The sequence below is a fragment of the Actinoallomurus purpureus genome (assembly GCF_024055795.1).
GTDB classification, from domain to species: domain Bacteria; phylum Actinomycetota; class Actinomycetes; order Streptosporangiales; family Streptosporangiaceae; genus Actinoallomurus; species Actinoallomurus purpureus.
In genome coordinates this window covers 22,925-39,686 of record NZ_JAMXMY010000006.1, presented here as the reverse complement: position 1 = coordinate 39,686, position 16,762 = coordinate 22,925, and the positions used below count along the sequence as shown (strand labels likewise).

At 70.7% G+C, this 16,762-nt stretch carries 15 protein-coding genes; 5 read left to right on the top strand and 10 right to left on the bottom strand.

Annotation, left to right across the window (positions count from 1 at the left end):
- Nucleotides 1-313: 313 nt before the first annotated feature.
- The 8 genes from NE236_RS13285 to NE236_RS13250 all read right to left on the bottom strand — a co-directional run bounded on the left by NE236_RS13285 (nucleotide 314) and on the right by NE236_RS13250 (nucleotide 10,921).
- A complete protein-coding gene (locus NE236_RS13285; RefSeq protein WP_252842241.1) occupies nucleotides 314-2,128 on the bottom strand; it encodes a serine/threonine-protein kinase in 1,815 nt (604 codons plus the stop codon).
- Between the two features lie 249 nt (nucleotides 2,129-2,377).
- Complete coding sequence (locus NE236_RS13280; RefSeq protein ID WP_252842240.1) at nucleotides 2,378-4,342, bottom strand: acetoacetate--CoA ligase; 1,965 nt, start codon at nucleotides 4,340-4,342, stop codon at nucleotides 2,378-2,380.
- Nucleotides 4,343-4,499: 157 nt separating this feature from the next.
- Nucleotides 4,500-5,210 carry an HAD family hydrolase gene (locus NE236_RS13275; protein ID WP_252842239.1) on the bottom strand — a complete coding sequence of 237 codons (711 nt, stop codon included), beginning with the start codon at nucleotides 5,208-5,210 and terminating at the stop codon, nucleotides 4,500-4,502.
- 203 nt (nucleotides 5,211-5,413) lie between these two features.
- Nucleotides 5,414-6,010 carry a methane monooxygenase/ammonia monooxygenase subunit B gene (locus tag NE236_RS13270; RefSeq protein WP_252842238.1) on the bottom strand — a complete coding sequence of 199 codons (597 nt, stop codon included), beginning with the start codon at nucleotides 6,008-6,010 and terminating at the stop codon, nucleotides 5,414-5,416.
- Between the two features lie 57 nt (nucleotides 6,011-6,067).
- Nucleotides 6,068-7,696: an L-glutamate gamma-semialdehyde dehydrogenase gene (gene pruA, locus NE236_RS13265; protein WP_252842237.1), complete on the bottom strand. Its 1,629-nt coding sequence runs from the start codon at nucleotides 7,694-7,696 to the stop codon at nucleotides 6,068-6,070.
- A gap of 136 nt (nucleotides 7,697-7,832) precedes the next feature.
- Complete coding sequence (locus tag NE236_RS13260) at nucleotides 7,833-8,468, bottom strand: HAD family hydrolase (RefSeq protein WP_252842236.1); 636 nt, start codon at nucleotides 8,466-8,468, stop codon at nucleotides 7,833-7,835.
- 60 nt (nucleotides 8,469-8,528) lie between these two features.
- Nucleotides 8,529-9,233, bottom strand: a complete 705-nt coding sequence (locus NE236_RS13255; protein WP_252842235.1) for a response regulator — start codon at nucleotides 9,231-9,233, stop codon at nucleotides 8,529-8,531.
- Nucleotides 9,233-10,921 (bottom strand): ATP-binding protein, encoded by a 1,689-nt coding sequence (locus NE236_RS13250; RefSeq protein ID WP_289850342.1) that lies wholly within the window; start codon nucleotides 10,919-10,921, stop codon nucleotides 9,233-9,235. Before NE236_RS13250 ends, NE236_RS13255 begins: the two co-directional genes overlap by 1 nt.
- A 173-nt stretch (nucleotides 10,922-11,094) precedes the next feature.
- On the opposite strand from NE236_RS13250, the gene NE236_RS13245 reads away from it, so the two are divergent.
- The 3 genes from NE236_RS13245 (at nucleotide 11,095) to NE236_RS13235 (ending at nucleotide 13,982) form a co-directional block, all read left to right on the top strand.
- On the top strand, nucleotides 11,095-11,913 hold the full coding sequence (locus tag NE236_RS13245) for an ABC transporter ATP-binding protein (RefSeq protein WP_252842234.1): 819 nt from the start codon (nucleotides 11,095-11,097) through the stop codon (nucleotides 11,911-11,913).
- Nucleotides 11,914-11,968: 55 nt separating this feature from the next.
- A complete protein-coding gene (locus tag NE236_RS13240; RefSeq protein ID WP_252842233.1) occupies nucleotides 11,969-12,856 on the top strand; it encodes an ABC transporter permease in 888 nt (295 codons plus the stop codon).
- Nucleotides 12,857-12,926: 70 nt separating this feature from the next.
- The gene (locus NE236_RS13235; RefSeq protein WP_252842232.1) at nucleotides 12,927-13,982 is read left to right on the top strand and encodes an ABC transporter substrate-binding protein; all 1,056 of its coding nucleotides are present in this window, start codon (nucleotides 12,927-12,929) and stop codon (nucleotides 13,980-13,982) included.
- A 72-nt stretch (nucleotides 13,983-14,054) separates the two neighbouring features.
- Here the strand turns inward: NE236_RS13235 and NE236_RS13230 are convergent, their stop codons facing one another.
- Together NE236_RS13230 and NE236_RS13225 are read right to left on the bottom strand one after the other, a co-directional pair.
- A complete protein-coding gene (locus tag NE236_RS13230) occupies nucleotides 14,055-14,561 on the bottom strand; it encodes a DUF6912 family protein (RefSeq protein ID WP_252842231.1) in 507 nt (168 codons plus the stop codon).
- Nucleotides 14,562-14,614: 53 nt separating this feature from the next.
- Nucleotides 14,615-15,259 carry an HAD family hydrolase gene (locus NE236_RS13225; protein ID WP_252842230.1) on the bottom strand — a complete coding sequence of 215 codons (645 nt, stop codon included), beginning with the start codon at nucleotides 15,257-15,259 and terminating at the stop codon, nucleotides 14,615-14,617.
- 60 nt (nucleotides 15,260-15,319) lie between these two features.
- Here NE236_RS13225 and NE236_RS13220 point away from each other — a divergent pair, with 60 nt between their 5' ends.
- Together NE236_RS13220 and NE236_RS13215 are read left to right on the top strand one after the other, a co-directional pair.
- Nucleotides 15,320-16,060, top strand: a complete 741-nt coding sequence (locus NE236_RS13220; RefSeq protein WP_252842229.1) for a copper homeostasis protein CutC — start codon at nucleotides 15,320-15,322, stop codon at nucleotides 16,058-16,060.
- Between the two features lie 73 nt (nucleotides 16,061-16,133).
- Complete coding sequence (locus NE236_RS13215; protein WP_252842228.1) at nucleotides 16,134-16,682, top strand: hypothetical protein; 549 nt, start codon at nucleotides 16,134-16,136, stop codon at nucleotides 16,680-16,682.
- The last annotated feature ends 80 nt before the right edge of the window (nucleotides 16,683-16,762 follow it).

Genomic DNA, 16,762 nt, shown 5'->3' with positions numbered 1-16,762 from the left:
CGCCGCTCGACCGGCCTGCCGTGCCGTACGCGCCGCGCCGCCATCTCGTCGGATTCGAGAAGATCTTCGACGAGTCGCCTGAGGTCGTCATGACGGTCACGGTGATGCCTCGCTGCCGGAGAGCGCCTGTTTGGGGCGTCTCCAGTGGGCGGACGTGTTTTCGCGGAAGGATTACGAAGCTACGCCCGGGCACGCCGGAACCGTGTCCGGACACGCCGGAACCGGACGCGGCCGCACCACGCCGTTGTGGTGTTGTGCTCACGGCGGCCAGGTTAACGCGAAAACCGAAATTATCCGACTCGACGGGACCGGATCACCGGCCTCCGGTGCTGGTCGTCGCCCCGGAGTGGGCGTCCGGTGCGGTGTGGGAGCCCGTTCCCCCGCCGGTGGACCCGGACTTGCCGGAGCTCGATCCGCTGCCGCCTCCGGAGCCCGATCCCGATCCACCACCGCTTCCCGAGCCGGGCGTCGTACCCCCGCCGCCCCCGGTGCTCGGGCTCGTCGCGGGCGTCGGCGTGGTGGAGGGTGTCGGGGTGATCGAGTGAGTCGGCGTCGGCGAGTGAGTCGGCGTGGGCGAGTGAGTCGGCGTCGGCGAGTAAGTGGGCGTGGGGGAGTCCGTCGGCGTGGACGTTCGCTGGGGCCGCGACGAGGACCGCGAACCGTTGGGCACCCCCTGGTGCTTCTGCCCGCCCTCGGACGGTGAGACGTGGCTCTGGGTGCCCTGAGGGGTGTACCCGGTGTTCTGGCCCGAGCGGTCGTCCGCGTGGGAGGTCAGGACGATCGCACTGACGACCGCCGCCGCCGCGACGAACGCCGCACCGGCGGCGGCGAGCGCCCGGCGGCCTCGCGACAGCGCCGACCAGCGGGCGGGCCCCGGTGCGGCGCCGGGCACGGGCGGAAGGACCGGCGACGTCCGATCCTCCGGGACCGGCGGGAGCAGGGGCGTCCGGTCCGCCGCGACGGGCACCGTACGGGCCGGGGCGGGCATCGTGTACCCCCCGGCGGGCATGGTCCGGCCCACCGGCGTCGTGTGGCCCCCAGCCGGCGTCTGAGGGCGCCCGACGGGGGTCTTGGGAGCCCCGACGGGAGTCTTGGGAGCCCCGACGGGGGTCTTGTGCGCCGCCGCCGTGGTCCCGGGGTGCGGTGTCCCCGCCAGGACCGTGCCGGTGGGCGGCGTCCGCTGCGCCGCCATCGTGGCGGCGTGCTGGAGCAGGTCGGCGGGGACCGTCGCGGGACCCGCGTCGACCGACATGGGGACCGGCGGGAGCAGTTCGGTGGCGGGCTCCTGTGGCCGAGCCGCCGCGCCGCCGCCGAGCAGGCGCAGCAGGAGGGCGTCGGCCGTGAGCCGTTCTTCGGGGTCCTTCTGCAGGCATCCGGCGACGAGCGCGCGGATCGGGGCGGGCAGGTCGCCGAGCCGGGGCTGCTCGAGCAGGATACGGCTGACCACCACCGAGATCGCGTCACTGCCGAACGCCGGGGTTCCGGTGGCCGCGAACACGATCGTGCCGGCCCAGGCGAAGACGTCGGTGGCCGGTCCGACCGTCTCGCCGCGGATCTGCTCGGGGGCCATGTAGGCGGGCGTGCCCACGACCCGGCTGGAAACCGTCGCGGTCGTGTCCAGCGCCCGCGCGATGCCGAAGTCGATGACCCGCGGGCCGTCGGGCCCGATCAGCACGTTGTGCGGCTTGAGATCCCGGTGTACGACCCCCGCCTGGTGGATGGCGACGAGCGCGGTGGCCGTGCCGATCGCCAGCCGCTCCAGCCGGGCGCCGCTGAGCGGACCGCTCTCCTTGACCAGGTCGTACAGCGACCGGCCGGGGACGTACTCACTGACGATGTAGGGCCGCTCGCCGTCGACGTCGGCGTCCAGCACCTGCGCGGTGCAGAACCGCGCTACCCGCTTGGCGGCGCTCACCTCGCGCTCGAAGCGGGACCGCGCCGTGGCGTCCTGGGCCAGTTCGGGGTGGAGGAGCTTGATCGCGACGTGGGCGCCCTCAGGCGACGTGCCGAGGAAGACGGCGCCCTGGCCGCCCCTCCCCAACCGTCCGATGAGCTCGTACGCCCCCAGCCGCCGAGGATCACCTGGCTGCAGGGGGATCGCATTCTGGTCCGCCGCAGTCCGGTCCATGGCCGACCGCATCCCTTCCGTTGGTCCCCGCCGACCGTCCCCACGGCCGGGCATATCGGTTGAGATGCGGTCGACGTCCCCCTGGTTCGACCGGGCTGCCAGGGAAGATCACTCCCCCGCCGGCCCACCGATCAGGGCACGGGCGACGAACCGCATCTGCCGAACATATCCCCCACCGACGCCGCGAGCCCAGAGAAGGCCGCGCCGGGTGACGGACATGTCCCGTACTGGAGACGCGCCCGACCCGGGTCAGGAATCCGGAGTGAAGTGCCGCAGCACTTCCGGATTGGCCATCGCGTCCGGATTCGCCGCCTTGTCGATAGGCGCGCCGAGCAAGATCTTACGGACTGGAACCTCGAGCTTCTTACCGGACAGCGTGCGCGGCACGCCCGGCACCACCCGGATCTCGTCGGGGACGTGGCGGGGGGACAACGTCGACCGCAGAGCGGAACGGATCCGCCCGACCAGGTCGTCGGACAGGGAGACGCCCTCGGCGAGCTGGACGTACAGCAGCAGCCGGCCCTCCTTCCCCAGCTGCCCGGTGTCGACGACCAGGGAGTCGGCGATCTCCTCGAACCCCTCGACGACGCGGTAGAAGTCGGCGGTGCCCATCCGTACGCCCCCGCGGTTGAGGGTCGAGTCGGACCGCCCGTAGATCACGCATCCGCCGTCGGGCAGGATCTTGATCCAGTCGCCGTGGCGCCACACGCCGGGGTACACCCCGAAGTACGAGTCGCGATACCGGTCGCCGTCCTCGTCGTTCCAGAAGTAGATCGGCATCGACGGCATCGGTTCGGTGAGCACCAGTTCCCCGACCTCGCCGACGACCGGCTCGCCCTTCTCGTCGTACGCCTCGACCTTCGCGCCGAGCCCCCGGCACTGGATGACGCCGGCGCGCAACGGCAGCAGCGGGCACGGCCCGACGAACCCGGTCGCCACGTCGGTGCCCCCGGAGAACGAGCCGACGAGCAGATCGCGCCCGACATGGTCATGCAGCCAGCCGAAGCCCTCCGGCGGCAGCGGCGAACCGGTCGAGCCGATCCCGCGGATCCGGGACAGGTCGTGGGTCCGGCCGGGTTCCAGACCCGCCTTCATCGACGCCAGGACGTACGGCGCGCCGACCCCGAAATAGGTGACCCCGGTCTCGGCGGCCAGCCGCCACAGCGTGTCGCCGCCGGGGGCGCCGTCGTACAGCACGATCGTCGCGCCGACGAGCAGGCCGCCGATGAGGTAGTTCCACATCATCCAGCCGGTCGTCGTGTACCAGAAGAAGACGTCGCCGGGGCCGAGGTCCTGGTGGAAGGCGAGGGCCTTGAGGTGCTCGAGGACGATGCCGCCGTGCCCGTGCACGATGGGCTTGGGAAGGCCCGTGGTGCCCGAGGAGTACAGGATCCACAGCGGATGGTCGAAGGGCACCTCCTCGAAGCCCAGAGGCTCACCGGCGCGCCGCAGGTCGGCGTAGCGGATCGCCCTGCCCTCGCCCGAGCCGATCGGCCCGGTCTCCAGATCGAGGTACGGGATCGTGACCGTGGCCTCCAGCGTGGGCAGGGACGCCTGGATGTCCCGCACCATCGCCGACCGGTCGAACCGCCTGCCGTTGTAGGCGTAGCCGTCCACCGCGATCAGGACCTTCGGCTCGATCTGGGCGAACCGGTCGATCACGCTCGGCGCCCCGAAGTCCGGCGAGCACGACGACCAGATCGCGCCGAGGGACGCGGTCGCGAGGAAGGCGACCAGCGCCTCGGGGATGTTCGGAACGTACGCCGCCACGCGGTCCCCCCGGCCGACGCCGAGCGCTCGCAGCCCGGCACGGACCTCGGCGACCTCGGCGGCGAGCTCCGCGTAGGTCAGCGTCCGCGAGCGGCGCGGGCCGCCGGAACCGTCGTCGGCCTCCGTGCGGAACACCACCGCCGTGGCGTCCGGATCCTCCTCGTGTCGCCGCAGCATGTTGCGCGCGTGGTTGAGCGTCGCGCCGGGGAACCAACGGGCGCCCGGCATCTCCGCCCGCTCCAGCACCGGCCCGTCGCCGCGGTCGCCCAGCACGCCGAAGTAGGTCCAGATCGCGTCCCAGAAGGCGTCGACCTCGGTGACGGACCAGCGCCACAGCTCGTCATGGGAACCGAACCCGCGTTCACGCATGAACCGGGCGACACGGGCGGTCCCTCGGACCTCCTCGGACGGTTCCCACAGCAGGTCACCCTCGGCAATGGACACGGCGCGCCTCCTCACAGTCTCGTGGCACCCAGCATTCACGGCGGTGACCACCGACCGCAATGCCGGGTCGCCCCAGGCGTTCGCCGCCGTCCGGCGCGGGATGCCGTCAGACACGGGATGCCGTCAGGCGCGGGATGCCGTCAAGGGCGTGGCGCCGTCAGGCGCGCGGTGCCCGCGTGAGGTCCTGAATCGCGGCGACGACGTCGTCGGTCTCGGCGAGGGTCGGCAGGACCACGTCCGCTCCCGCGCCGCGCAGCTCCGCCTCGGTGGCCGTGCCGGTCGCCACCGCGATCGTCTTCGCGTGGGCGATCCGCGCCGCCTGCACGTCGCGTGGGGAGTCGGCCACGAGCACGGTGGCCGCCTCGGCGATCACGCCGCCGTACCTCTCCCCCGCGCGGGTGCGGGCCAGCTCGACCAGAGCGGCCTTGGGGTAGGTCTCCGAGCCGTAGCCGCCGACCTCGAAGTCGAGGTGCTTGTCCAGGCCGAGCGCCTTGAGCTTGGTGATGGCGTTCGGCTGAATGGAGCCCGTCAGCACCGACTGGACCACGTCGCGCAGCCGGCTCACCGCCGTGAGGGCCTCACGGGCGCCGGGCAGCACCCGCCCCTCCTTGCGGACCGCGCCCTTGCGCGCCGTGAACGCGTCGGCCAGCGCGGATATGAACGCCGGCAGGTGGTCCTCGGTGGTCACCACGTCGTTGAACGCCAGGGTCTCGAAGATGATCTCCGACTCGGTGCGACCTGCGGTCGCGGCGAGGCGGACGAGCGGCCGCCCGGTCACGCGCTCGAAGGCCTCGGCGTACGCCTCCCGGGTCACCTTGCCGACGTCGACCAGCGTGTGATCGATGTTCCACAGCACCAGACGAGGCATGGCGGTCTCCTGCACGTAGCTCCCCGCGAGCACGGCCGACGGGCACCACCGGACGTGCACCGGGGAAGCCTCGCGTCTCGGCCGTCGAGCCGGTCGACTCGCCGGTCAATCGTGGAGGCTGCGGCCCGTCCGCGCAAACCCGGCTGTTCACGACGGGTGCGACCCCGTCATCGGGCCGGCGCGCCGCTCGCAGGCCCGCGGGGTCAGGGGAACCGGCCCGTCGTCGCCCTGATCTCGCCGAGCACCTCCATTGGGATGGTCCCGCCGACGGGCTCGGTGAACCGGCCCATGAACGTGTGGATCACCATCCGGCCGCGCGGCGGCCGGTCCGCCGGGGTGTCCACGACGACGCGCACGGTCCGCGTCTCCCCTGGGGCGAGTTGCTGGAAGATGCACTCGACCCGGCCGATCCCCCAGCACGCCGGGTCGCTGACGGACACGACGGCCAGCCGGTCGCCCGTGCCGGGGGCGGCGACCTTGACGCTGCGGGCGACGACGTGCCGGATGGTGTCCGGACCGGCGTTGGTCACGCTGAAGCTGTACCCGGCGCGCCTTCCCGGGACGAGCCGGTCACCGGTCAGGGGGACCAGCCGCGGATCGGCGTTGAGCGAGAGGCGGCCCAAGTCGGCGTCCCCCTCCGCGTCGACGACGCGGGCGGGACGCGAATCGGCCTCGGTGGTGAGCACCTTGACCGCGAACCCGGCCGCCGCCGCGCAGATGAGGACGACGGCCGATGACGTCAGACGCCCCACACAGCCCCCCGGTCTGCCGTAGGCGTGCCACGCATTCTGCCTGTTCACAGGCTATGCCATGGCCCATACGAAACGAACGTTACCGGCCGGGGGGAGCCGAGGCGATCACCCCATGTGGGGGTACCGATGGTCGGTCGGCGGCACGAACGTCTCCTTGATCGACCGGGTGTTCACCCACCGGATCAGGTTGAAGATCGAGCCGGCCTTGTCGTTGGTGCCGCTCGCGCGCGCGCCGCCGAACGGCTGCTGGCCGACCACCGCGCCGGTCGGCTTGTCGTTGACGTAGAAGTTGCCGGCGGCGAACCGCAGCTTCTCCGACGCCTCCGCGATGGCCCGGCGGTCCTGGGCGATGACCGCCCCGGTCAGGCCGTACGGCGCGGCGCTCTCCATCTGGGTGAGCACGGTGTCGTAGTCGGCGTCGTCGTAGACGTGCACGCCGAGGATCGGGCCGAAGTACTCCTTGGTGAAGATCTCGTCCTCCGGGTCGCCGCTCAGCAGCACCGTCGGCTGGACGAAGTAGCCCTCGGAGTCGTCGAGGCCGCCGCCGACGAGGATGTCGATGCCGTCGTGGGACCGGGCGCGCTCGATCGCGGCCCGGTGCTTGGCGAACGCCCGGTCGTCGATCACGGCGCCCATGAAGGCCGACAGGTCCTCGGCGACGTTCCCCACGGTCAGGGACTCGACCGTGGCGAGGAAGTCGTCGCGCATGGTGTTCCACACCGAGCGCGGGACGTACGCCCGCGACGCCGCGGAGCACTTCTGGCCCTGGTACTCGAACGCGCCGCGGACCAGCGCCGTCGCGAGCACCCGCGGGTCGGCCGACGGGTGGGCGACGACGAAGTCCTTGCCGCCGGTCTCACCGACGAGCCGGGGGTAGGCCCGGTAGCCGGTGATGTTCTCGCCGACGGTGCGCCACAGGTGCTGGAAGGTCGCGGTCGAGCCGGTGAAGTGGATGCCCGCCAGGTCGGGGTGGCGCAGCGCGACGCCCGAGATCGCCTCGCCGTTGCCGGTGACCAGGTTGATGACGCCGGGCGGCAGGCCGGCCTCCTCCAGCAGGCGCATCGTGAAGTGCGCGGCGAACTGCTGCGTCGGCGAGGGCTTCCACAGGACGACGTTGCCCATGAGCGCGACGGAGGTGGGCAGGTTGCCGGCGATCGCCGTGAAGTTGAACGGCGTGATCGCGGTGACGAAGCCCTCGAGCGGCCGGTACTCCAGGCGGTTCCACACGCCGGGCGAGGAGATCGGCTGCTGGGTGAGCAGTTCGCGGGCGAAGGCGACGTTGAAGCGCAGGAAGTCGATCAGCTCGCATGCCGCGTCGATCTCAGCCTGCTGCACCGACTTGGACTGGCCGAGGATGGTCGCGGCGTTCAGCGTGTTCCGCCACGGGCCGGCCAGCAGGTCGGCGGCCTTCAGGAAGATGGCGGCCCGGTCGTCGAACGACAGCGCCCGCCAGGCCGGCGCGGCCTGCCGCGCGGCCTCGATGGCCGCGCGCACGTCGTCGTCGGTGGCCTCCCGTGCCTGTCCGAGGACGTGCTGGTGCTTGTGCGGCTGCACCGTGTCGATGGGCCGTCCGCCGCCGAGCCGCCGCTCGCCCCCGATCGTCATCGTGAGGTCGATCTGCTCGCCGGCGAGTTCCTTGATCTTCGCCTCGAGGCCGGTCCGGTCCTGACCGCCGGGGGCATACGCCTTGACCGGCTCGTTCACGGGGACCGGTACGTTCGTGACAGCGTCCATGAGAGGCCTCCCCGCAGTTCGTGACAGCGTCGTCATGAGGATCCCGGATAGGGACCGTGGTCACGATCCCTCGTGAGGATCGCACTGTGCATCCTCGCACGACGCCGTCAACGCGACAAAACACCCATTCTGCAGGTCAAATGTACGCCGAGATCTCAGTGAGCCGGTCCACGACCGGTACCCCGAAGCGGTCGAGATCCGCCCTCGCCTGCATGCCCCCGGTGTACAGGATCGCGCGCGCCCCCGCGTGACGGGCGGCCGCCGCGTCGTCGACGCTGTCCCCGATCGCCACCACCTCGGCCGGGTCGATCCCCAGCGCGGCCAGGTGCCGCACCATGAACTCCGCCTTCGGCCCGCCGGCCTCCTCCGGCCGCAGGCCGTCGACCCGGCGGAAGATCTCACCGATGCCGTGCTCGCGCACCGCGACGGTCAGCCGGTCGTGGTGCCACATCGACAGCAGGGACTGGGTGTGCCCGGCGTCGGCGAGGGCGTCGATCGCGTGCCGGGCGTCCGCCGCGAGCCGGCAGCGCTCCATCAGCCGGTGGTAGGAGTCGTGAAACGCCGCGTCGAGCCGCACCCACTCCCCGTCCTCCAGCGAGCGGCCCAACATGCGCTCGTAGCAGGCCCAGATCGGGCGCGTGTAGATCGATCGGAACCCCTCCAGATCCATCGTCGCCAGGCCGTACGAGAGGAAGATCTCGTTGGTGGCGTCCACGATGGCGTCGAGGTCGTCGAAGAGCGTGCCGTTCCAGTCCCACACGATGTGCGTCATAACGCATCGATCATAAGACAGCCGGCTCGGACCACGGCTGCGCCGCGATGACGGTGAACGTCAGCGAGCGGCGGCGCTGTAGCGATGCTCCGGCCGACCGGTGATGCCGTAGCGGAGCCGCAGGTCGACGACGCCGTGCCGCGCCAGGTAGGCGAGATACCGCTGGGCGGTCGGGCGGCTGATGCCCACGAGCGCGGCGACCTCGGCGGCCGACATGTCCCCAGGCGCCGACCGTACGGCGTCCCGGACGTGTTGCAGCGTCGGCGCCGAATGCCCCTTCGGCAGGCTCGACGGAAGGGCCGTGGGCCCGCGGAGCAGGCCGTACAGCGCGTCGACATCCGCCTGATCGGCGGTCTGGTCGTCCAGCGTGGTGAGCCGAGTGTGGAGTTCCTCGTACGCCGTCAGCCGCTCCCGCAGTGCCGCGAAGCCGAAGGGCTTGACCAGATAGTGCACGGTTCCGAGCTGCATGGCCCGCCGCACGCTCGCCACGTCGCGGGCCGAGCTGATCACGATGAAGTCCGGCGGCGCGGAACCGTCATCGCGGGCCGCTTGGTCGAGCACCCGCCGGATGACGTTCAGGCCGTTGTCATCCGGCAGGTAGATGTCGAGCAGCACCAGATCGGGGTGCAGTTCGGCGACGGCGGTGAGCGCGTCGGCGGCGCTGTGCGCCTGCCCGAGAACCGAGAACCCCGGGACGCGCTCGACGTACTTCGTGTGGATCTTGGCGACGTGGAAGTCGTCATCGGCGACCAGCACACCGATCATCAGATCGTCTCCTTCTCGTGCGGCGGGGGACCGGGCGCGCGGCGCTCGCCGGCCGGGTGGGGCCACGTGGAGTCGGGCAATCGCACCGTGAATGTGGCCCCCGGCCCCTCGCCGACGCGGATTCTGCCGCCGATCCGGCGGACGAGCCGGTGGACGATGGCCAGGCCGAGCCCTCGACGGCGCACCTCGAACGCTCGCCTCGCGTCGTCCGTGCCGCCGTGATCGGTGTGCTTGGTGCTGTACCCGTCGGTGAAGATCAGATCGGCGTAACCGGGCGGGATACCCGGCCCGGTGTCGGAGACGGCCATCGTGATGCCGTCACCGTCGGTGAGCCGCACGGTCACCTCGGCGGGGCGCGCCGCCGACGCTCCCGGCCGGGGCCTCCCGGCGGCGTCGATGGCGTTGTCCACGAGGTTGCCGAGGATGGTGAGCACCGCCTGGACGTGCGAGGGAGACTCTCCCAGCCAGGAATCCTCAGTGAGCGTCAGCGTGACGCCGCGCTCGGCGGCGACCACGGACTTCGCCAGGATCAGACCGACCACCAACGGGTTCGCGATGCGCTCCCGCACCGACTCCGACAGCGCCGCCTCCGCGCCCTGCGCGGTGGTGAGGTAGGCGATCGCCTCGTCATGGTCGCCGAGTTCCAGCAGCCCGGCGACGGTGTGCATGCGGTTGGAGAACTCGTGCTGCTGGGCCCGGAGCGCGTCGGTCAGGGCGCGCACACCGTCCAACTCGCGTAGCAGGCCCGACAGCTCGGTGCGGTCCCGCAGTGTCACCACGGCGCCCAGTTCCCGGCCGCGCAGGCGTACCGGCCGGCGGTTGACCGTCAGGTAGTGCTCGTCGGTGAGTACGGACGCGTCGGCACCGTCGTCCGCACCGGCCAGGACGTCGCGTAGCCGCCCAGGCGGTACGACCTCCTCCAGGCGGCGCCCGACCGCCGACGCGCCGAGCCCGAGCAGCCGCCGGGCCTCGTCGTTCACGATGGTGATCCGCTCGGCGCGGTCGAAGCCGATCACGCCCTCCTTGATCCCGTGCAACATGGCCTCGCGCTCCTGCAGGAGCGTGGCGATCTCCTCCAGCTCGAGCCCGAACGTGCGGCGCTTCAGCCGCCACGCGAGCACGTACGACGCGCCGGCGCCCAAGGCCAGCGCGATGCCCAGCCACAGGCCGAACGCGGGGAGCTCACTCCACAGCGTGCTGGAGACGGCGCGCTCGCAGATCCCGGCGGACACCTCGCCGACGAGGGCGCCGGACGGTCCGTACAGCGGGGCCTTGCCGTTCGCGGAACGGCAGAGACTGCCGTGGTCGATGCCGGTGTGGCCGCCCCCGTCGGCCGCGATGAGCGGTTCCGCGACCGGCTTTCCGACCAGGGCCGGGTTGGGATGGGAGTGCCGGACCGACTGGAGGTCGAGCACCACGATGTAGCCGGCGCCGGAGGCCTTGCGCATCCGCTCGGCGGTGCTCTGCACCAGGTCGCCGGCTCCGCCGTACTCCATCGCCGCCTGGATCTCCGGGGTGCCCGCCGTCGTCTGGGCGATCGCGAGAGCCCGCCGGCGGTACTGCTCGTCCAGCTTCGCCCGCTCTTCGTGAGCGAACAGCCCGAAACCGACCAGCATGCTCGCGGCCAGGATGGTGAGCTGGCTGGTCAGGATGCGGGTGGACAGTTTCCGGCCAGGCGCGGGCCACATGGGACGAGTATGCCAAGCAACACGAATGAAACGTCCTATTTGCCCGATTCAAGCGATAAGCAAAACGCTCAAAACCACGAAAAAGCCGAAGATCCGCCACAACGAACAGAAGGGTCGCCCCGCAGCGTGAGGGCTCCTTAACGTCTCCGCAACACGAACGCGGGGAGAGTCCCATGACCCAGTCCGAGGCCACGCCGCCGATCGAGCTGCGTGGCGCCACCAAGAGATTCCGGACTCCGGATGGTTCCACCTACACCGCACTGCGCGACATCGATCTCACGGTCGCGCCTGGCGAGTTCTGCGCCGTGGTCGGCCCCACCGGCTGCGGTAAGTCCACCACCCTCTCGCTCATCTCCGGCCTCGAGGAGGCGAGCACGGGAACGGTGACGATCGATGGGAGGCCGGTCAGCGGGATCGACCGGCGGGTGGGCTTCATGTTCCAGCAGGACGCCGTCTTCCCCTGGAAGTCGGTGCTCACCAATGTGGCGGCCGGGCCGCTGTTCCGAGGGGCGGCCAAGCGCGAGGCGATCGACCGGTCACGAGACTGGCTGCGACGGGTCGGGTTGTCGGGGTTCGAGGACCACTACCCGCACCAGCTGTCCGGCGGCATGCGCAAGCGCGTCGCGCTCGCCCAGACGCTGATCAACGAGCCACGGATCCTGCTGATGGACGAACCGTTCTCCGCCCTCGACGTGCAGACCCGGCAGATCATGTCGGACGAGCTGCTCGACCTGTGGGAGCTGACCCGGCCTTCGGTCGTGTTCGTCACGCACGACCTCGAAGAGGCCATCGCGCTGGCCGACAAGGTCGTCGTCCTCACCGTCGGCCCCGGCAGGGTCAAGGACGTCTTCCCCATCGAACTCCCCCGCCCGCGTCGCGTCCAGGAGATCAAGTTCGAGCCGCGGTTCGTCGCGCTCTACGAGCGGATCTGGAACTCGCTGCGTGACGAGGTGCGGGCGGCCTACTCGCGGACGGCCGGTGAGGCGGCATGAGCGAGCGAATCAAAAGCACAGCGCGCCCGGTCACTCCTCCGACGAAGGAGGTCGCATGAGCGAGCAGAACATGACGGCGGTGTCCGCCGCGCAAGAAGCGGCGCCCCACGACTCGCCGACGGCCGTGACGGCGAGGAGACGCCGACTGCGCGGCCGCGCGACGATCCTGTCCATCCAGGCGGTGCTGGTCGTCGCCGTGCTGGGGAGCTGGGAACTGGCCGCGCGCCAGAAGTGGATCGACACCTTCCTGTACGGGCAGCCGTCCGGCGTGTGGAAGCAGCTGGTCGACTGGTTCGAGCACGGCACCGAGGTCGGGTCCATCTGGCAGCAGTTCGAGGTGACGCTGGAGGAGGCCCTCCTCGGCTTCCTGATCGGCTCGGTGGCGGGCATCGTGCTCGGCGTCGCACTCGGCAGGGTGCGGATCCTGGCCGCGATCTTCGGCCCGTTCATCAAGCTCTTCAATTCCATTCCCCGGATCGTGCTCGCAGCGATCTTCGCGCTGTGGTTCGGCCTCGCGATTCCCGGCAAGGTGGCGACCGCCGTCGTCCTGGTGTTCTTCGTGGTGTTCTTCAACGCCTTCCAGGGCACCCGTGAGGTCGACCGGAACCTGATCGCCAACGCACGGATCCTTGGTGCCTCGCCGTGGAAGGTGACGACCCAGGTCGTCGTCCCCTCCGCGTTCACATGGATCATCGCCAGCCTCCACGTCGCCTTCGGCTTCGCCCTCATCGGCGCGGTCGTCGGCGAGATCATCGGCGCCCAGCACGGCCTGGGCCTGCTCATCAACCAGGCGAAGGGCAACTTCAACCCGAATGGGGTCTACGCCGGCACCGTGCTGGTCGCGGTGATGGCGCTGGCCGCCGAATTCCTGCTCACGGTGCTCGAACGCCGGCTGCTCGCCTGGCGCCCGTCCAACGACCGCGACCCCGAGAGCGGTCTGTAGAGAGTCCCCGGCGGCCCGGCACCCGTCCGCGCGACACGCCCGGGTCGCACCACTCCGAAGGAGATTCGTCATGTCCCTGCCACGAAGAGTCCTGATCGGCATGGCCGCAGCCGCGCTGGCCCTGTCCGCGACCGCCTGCGGTTCGAGTGGTACGAAGACGTCCGCGGGCAGCGGTACGTCGGGCGGCGGGTCCACCACCGTGAAACTCATGGTGGGCGGGCTCGACAAGCAGATCTACCTTCCGGCCATGCTCAGTCAGCGGCTCGGCTACTTCCAGGCCGCCGGGCTGAACGTGCAACTGTCCGACGAACCGGCCGGTGTGGACGCCGAGAACCAGATGCTCGCCGGCAACGTCGACGGCGTCGTCGGCTTCTATGACCACAACATCGACCTGCAGGCCAAGGGCAAGCAGACCGAATCCGTGGTCCAACTGCTGCAGGCACCCGGCGAGGTGGAGATGGTCCGCACCGACGAGGCCGGCCAGATCAAGTCCGCCGCCGATTTCAAGGGCAAGCACCTCGGCGTGACCGGCCTCGGCTCCTCCACCAACTTCCTCACCAAGGCCCTCGCCGTGCATGCCGGGGTGCCCGTGAACCAGATCACCTCGGTCCCGGTCGAGGCCGGCCCGACGTTCATCGCGGCGATGCAGCATCACCAGATCGACGCCGGAATGACCACCGAACCCACGATCACCGCCCTGATCCAGAAGCATCTGGCCCAGCCGCTGATCGACATGCGGACGGCCCAGGGCGCCCGCCAGGCGCTCGGCGGCACCTATCCGTCATCCTGCCTGTACCTCCGCACGGACTGGGTGAGCACCCACAAGGACACCGTGCAGAAGCTGGTGAACGCGTTCGTCAAGACGCTCAAGTGGATCAACGCCCACAGCGCGGCCGAGGTCGCCGGCAAGATGCCGGCCGCGTACTACACCGGCGTGGGCATGGACGCCTACGTCAAGGCGCTGCAGAACGAGAAGGGCATGTACAGCCCGGACGGCCTCATGCCGGCCGACGGCCCCAAGACGGTCCTGAACGTCCTGAGCGGCTTCTCTCCCGACGTCAGGGGCCACCAGGTCGACCTGAGCAAGACCTACACGAACACCTTCGTCCAGCAAGCGGGTCAGTAGGGGCCCGGTCGACTCAGAAGCGCGTGCCGCGGTCCTCGGGGAGCACGCTCCCGTGGGCCGCGGCCGACGTGGTCAGGACGACAGGTGACGGAGCTCCTGGGTGGCGTACCACATGAGGTCGTGCCCGGCGGCGCCGTCGACGGCGAACCGGGCGTCGTCGTCACCGGCGTCGGCGGCGTGGATGGCGGCGCGCGCGGCACGGACGTCCGGCTCGGCCTCGGCGTCGTCGATGTGCCCGGAGACGACCCGGCTCAGGGGGATCTTCTCCGACACTCGTACGACCGCCCGATCCTCGGCGTCGACCAGGTCGCCGACGGCGTAGGTCACGGACTCGTCGGGGACCTCGGCGACGATGACGACCCGGCGGGACGGCGCCTCCGGGTCGTCGGCCAGCAGCCGGAGGGACGCCTTGGCGGCGTCCGACATCGCGGCGTACTCGAGCTCCTCGAGGTCCGCGGACGCGTACCACTCCCGCAGCGCCGGCGTCACGGCGTAGGCGGTCAGCGGCACCGGCCCGAGCTCCCGATCACGGAGGATCCGGGCCAGGCCGTCGAGTGTGGACGGTAGATAAACGCGCATGACTCTGGAGAGTGTGCCAGTACCGGACCGCGAATGCGCGCTCCGTCGACGGACTAGATCAGGGAGATGCCCAGCAGGTGCTCCAGCCGGGCGACCGTGCTCTCGGTGTCGACGTAGTGCACGCCGGTGATGCCGAGCTCCTCGGCGGCGCGGACGTTGTGCTCGATGTCGTCGATGAACGCGCACTCCTCCGGCGGCAGCCCGAGCAGTTCCAGGGCGTGATGGAAGATCGCCGGGTCGGGCTTGCGCAGCCTGACCTCCGAGGAGATCACCACCGCGTCGAACAGCTCGGCGAACAGCTCCCGTGGATAGGTGTTGCCCCAGGAGTTGGACAGCAGGCACGTGCGGAGGCCGGCCGCCCGCGCCCGGCGCAGCGCGTCGTACATCGGCTCGACCGGCTCGAAGGCGAGGAACATCCGGGTCAGCAGCCCGTCGGCGGGGACCGCCGCCCCCGTCCGGGTACGCAGCCGCTCGGCCAGCCGCCGTTCGAACTCCGCGGGGCTCAGTGAGCCATCCTCCAGCCCGTGGATGGGGTTCACCACGCCGTCGCCGGCGTACGCCTCACTCACCCACTCCCGCATGACCAGCCGGTAGGCGTCGGCGTCGATGTCGTCCGCCTCGATCCACGCCGTGATCGTTTCCTTCAGCGGCGTGGTGAGCACGCCGCCCCAGTCGGTGATGAGTCCGCGCACTGTCACGCGGCGATCGTAGGCGACGGCCCACCGACGGCCGATCGCGGTTCTGCCAAACTGCCCGCCATGCGCTTCGAGATCTGCCTGGCCTCCGCCGACGACGTCGCGGCCGCGGTCGACGCCGGTGCCGACCGCGTCGAACTGTGCGCCGCCCTCTTCGAGGGAGGGATCACGCCGAGCATCGGGATGATCGAACAGGCCGTCGCCGCCGCGGCCGGCCGGATCAAGGTCCATGTGATCATTCGCCCCCGTGGCGGGGACTTCGTGTACGGCCCCGCCGAAGCCGCGGTGATGCTGCGCGACATCGCGGCGGTCAAGGCCGCCGGCGCGGACGGCGTCGTCATCGGCGCGCTGACCCCGGACGCGGAGATCGACACCGAACTGTGCGCGCGGCTCGTCGAGGCCGCGCGCCCTCTCAGCGTCACCTTCCACCGCGCGTACGACGTCACCCGCGACCCCGAAGCGGCGTTCGAGGACGTCATCGGCCTCGGCGTGGACCGGCTGCTCACCTCCGGCGCGGCCCCCACGGCCCTGGAGGGCGCGGACCTCATCGCGCGCCTCGTCGAGAAGGCCGCTGCGCGGATCGTCATCCTCCCCGCCGGCGGGATCAACGAACGCACCGCCGCCCGCGTCGCCGAACAGACCGGCGCCCAGGAGCTGCACTTCACCGCCTCGGAGGCGCTACCGTCCCTGTCCCGCTTCATCCGGCCGGGCATCCACATGGGCGGCGCGCTGTACCCCCCGGAGACCGTCCGCGCGATCACGACGACGGCCCGGATCCACAGCATCATCGCCGCCGTCGGCTGATTTCTTCTCGAACGGAGGCGGGGATGCCCTTCCAGGAACCTCCGCATCGTCCGAGATCCTGCACACTTCGGATATGAAGATCTCCGAGGGCGAACTGCGACGTATCCGGCTCGGCCCCGCCGAGGATGACGAGGAAGGCCTGCTCCTCGTACGGGTGTTCTTCACGGCGACCGACCCGGCGGCCGTGATCGCCCGTGCGCGCGAGGTGCTCGGATGCGTTGTCGAGCGGGTGGATTCATGGCCGGCAGAGGAAGAGTGGCCGGAGATCCTCCCCTCCTGGTTCGTCGAACGGTCCGCACCGGAAGTCAAGCCGTCCCCACCGGAACCGGTCTTCGATCCTGCCGACAGGGCCGCCGCCTGGCTGGAGCGCTGGCAGACCACGACTCCGGCGGAGGAGGCCACCGCGGGCAAGGCGCCGTGGAGCCTTTCGAACTGGCTCTTCTATTTCGACCTGGACGAAGAAGAGGGCGGAGGCGACGACCGGAGCTGGTGGTGGTGGAATGCCGGAACCGACGCACCGGGTACGGGCTGGATCGACGTCGCCACGACCGGGCTGCCTTTCGGCACCGGAACGCTGTACTGGCTGATCGAGGCGAGCGGCGGGACGGGTCCCGGCTACTGATCGAGCTCGCCACCACCGGCTGAACGTGGCGCCGCAGGATCAGCCGGTCGCGGGCTCGGCGTACGGCAGGACGATCGGCT

What these genes read in the sequence shown, in the direction of transcription:
- NE236_RS13250 (WP_289850342.1), bottom strand. Translation starts at nt 10,921, where the DNA reads ATGTGGCCCGCGCCTGGCCGGAAACTGTCCACCCGCATCCTGACCAGC.
- NE236_RS13235 (WP_252842232.1), top strand. Translation starts at nt 12,927, where the DNA reads ATGTCCCTGCCACGAAGAGTCCTGATCGGCATGGCCGCAGCCGCGCTG.
- NE236_RS13215 (WP_252842228.1), top strand. Translation starts at nt 16,134, where the DNA reads ATGAAGATCTCCGAGGGCGAACTGCGACGTATCCGGCTCGGCCCCGCC.
- NE236_RS13275 (WP_252842239.1), bottom strand. Translation starts at nt 5,210, where the DNA reads ATGCCTCGTCTGGTGCTGTGGAACATCGATCACACGCTGGTCGACGTC.
- NE236_RS13285 (WP_252842241.1), bottom strand. Translation starts at nt 2,128, where the DNA reads ATGGACCGGACTGCGGCGGACCAGAATGCGATCCCCCTGCAGCCAGGT.
- NE236_RS13260 (WP_252842236.1), bottom strand. Translation starts at nt 8,468, where the DNA reads ATGACGCACATCGTGTGGGACTGGAACGGCACGCTCTTCGACGACCTC.
- NE236_RS13255 (WP_252842235.1), bottom strand. Translation starts at nt 9,233, where the DNA reads ATGATCGGTGTGCTGGTCGCCGATGACGACTTCCACGTCGCCAAGATC.
- pruA (WP_252842237.1), bottom strand. Translation starts at nt 7,696, where the DNA reads ATGGACGCTGTCACGAACGTACCGGTCCCCGTGAACGAGCCGGTCAAG.
- NE236_RS13220 (WP_252842229.1), top strand. Translation starts at nt 15,320, where the DNA reads ATGCGCTTCGAGATCTGCCTGGCCTCCGCCGACGACGTCGCGGCCGCG.
- NE236_RS13240 (WP_252842233.1), top strand. Translation starts at nt 11,969, where the DNA reads ATGAGCGAGCAGAACATGACGGCGGTGTCCGCCGCGCAAGAAGCGGCG.
- NE236_RS13245 (WP_252842234.1), top strand. Translation starts at nt 11,095, where the DNA reads ATGACCCAGTCCGAGGCCACGCCGCCGATCGAGCTGCGTGGCGCCACC.
- NE236_RS13230 (WP_252842231.1), bottom strand. Translation starts at nt 14,561, where the DNA reads ATGCGCGTTTATCTACCGTCCACACTCGACGGCCTGGCCCGGATCCTC.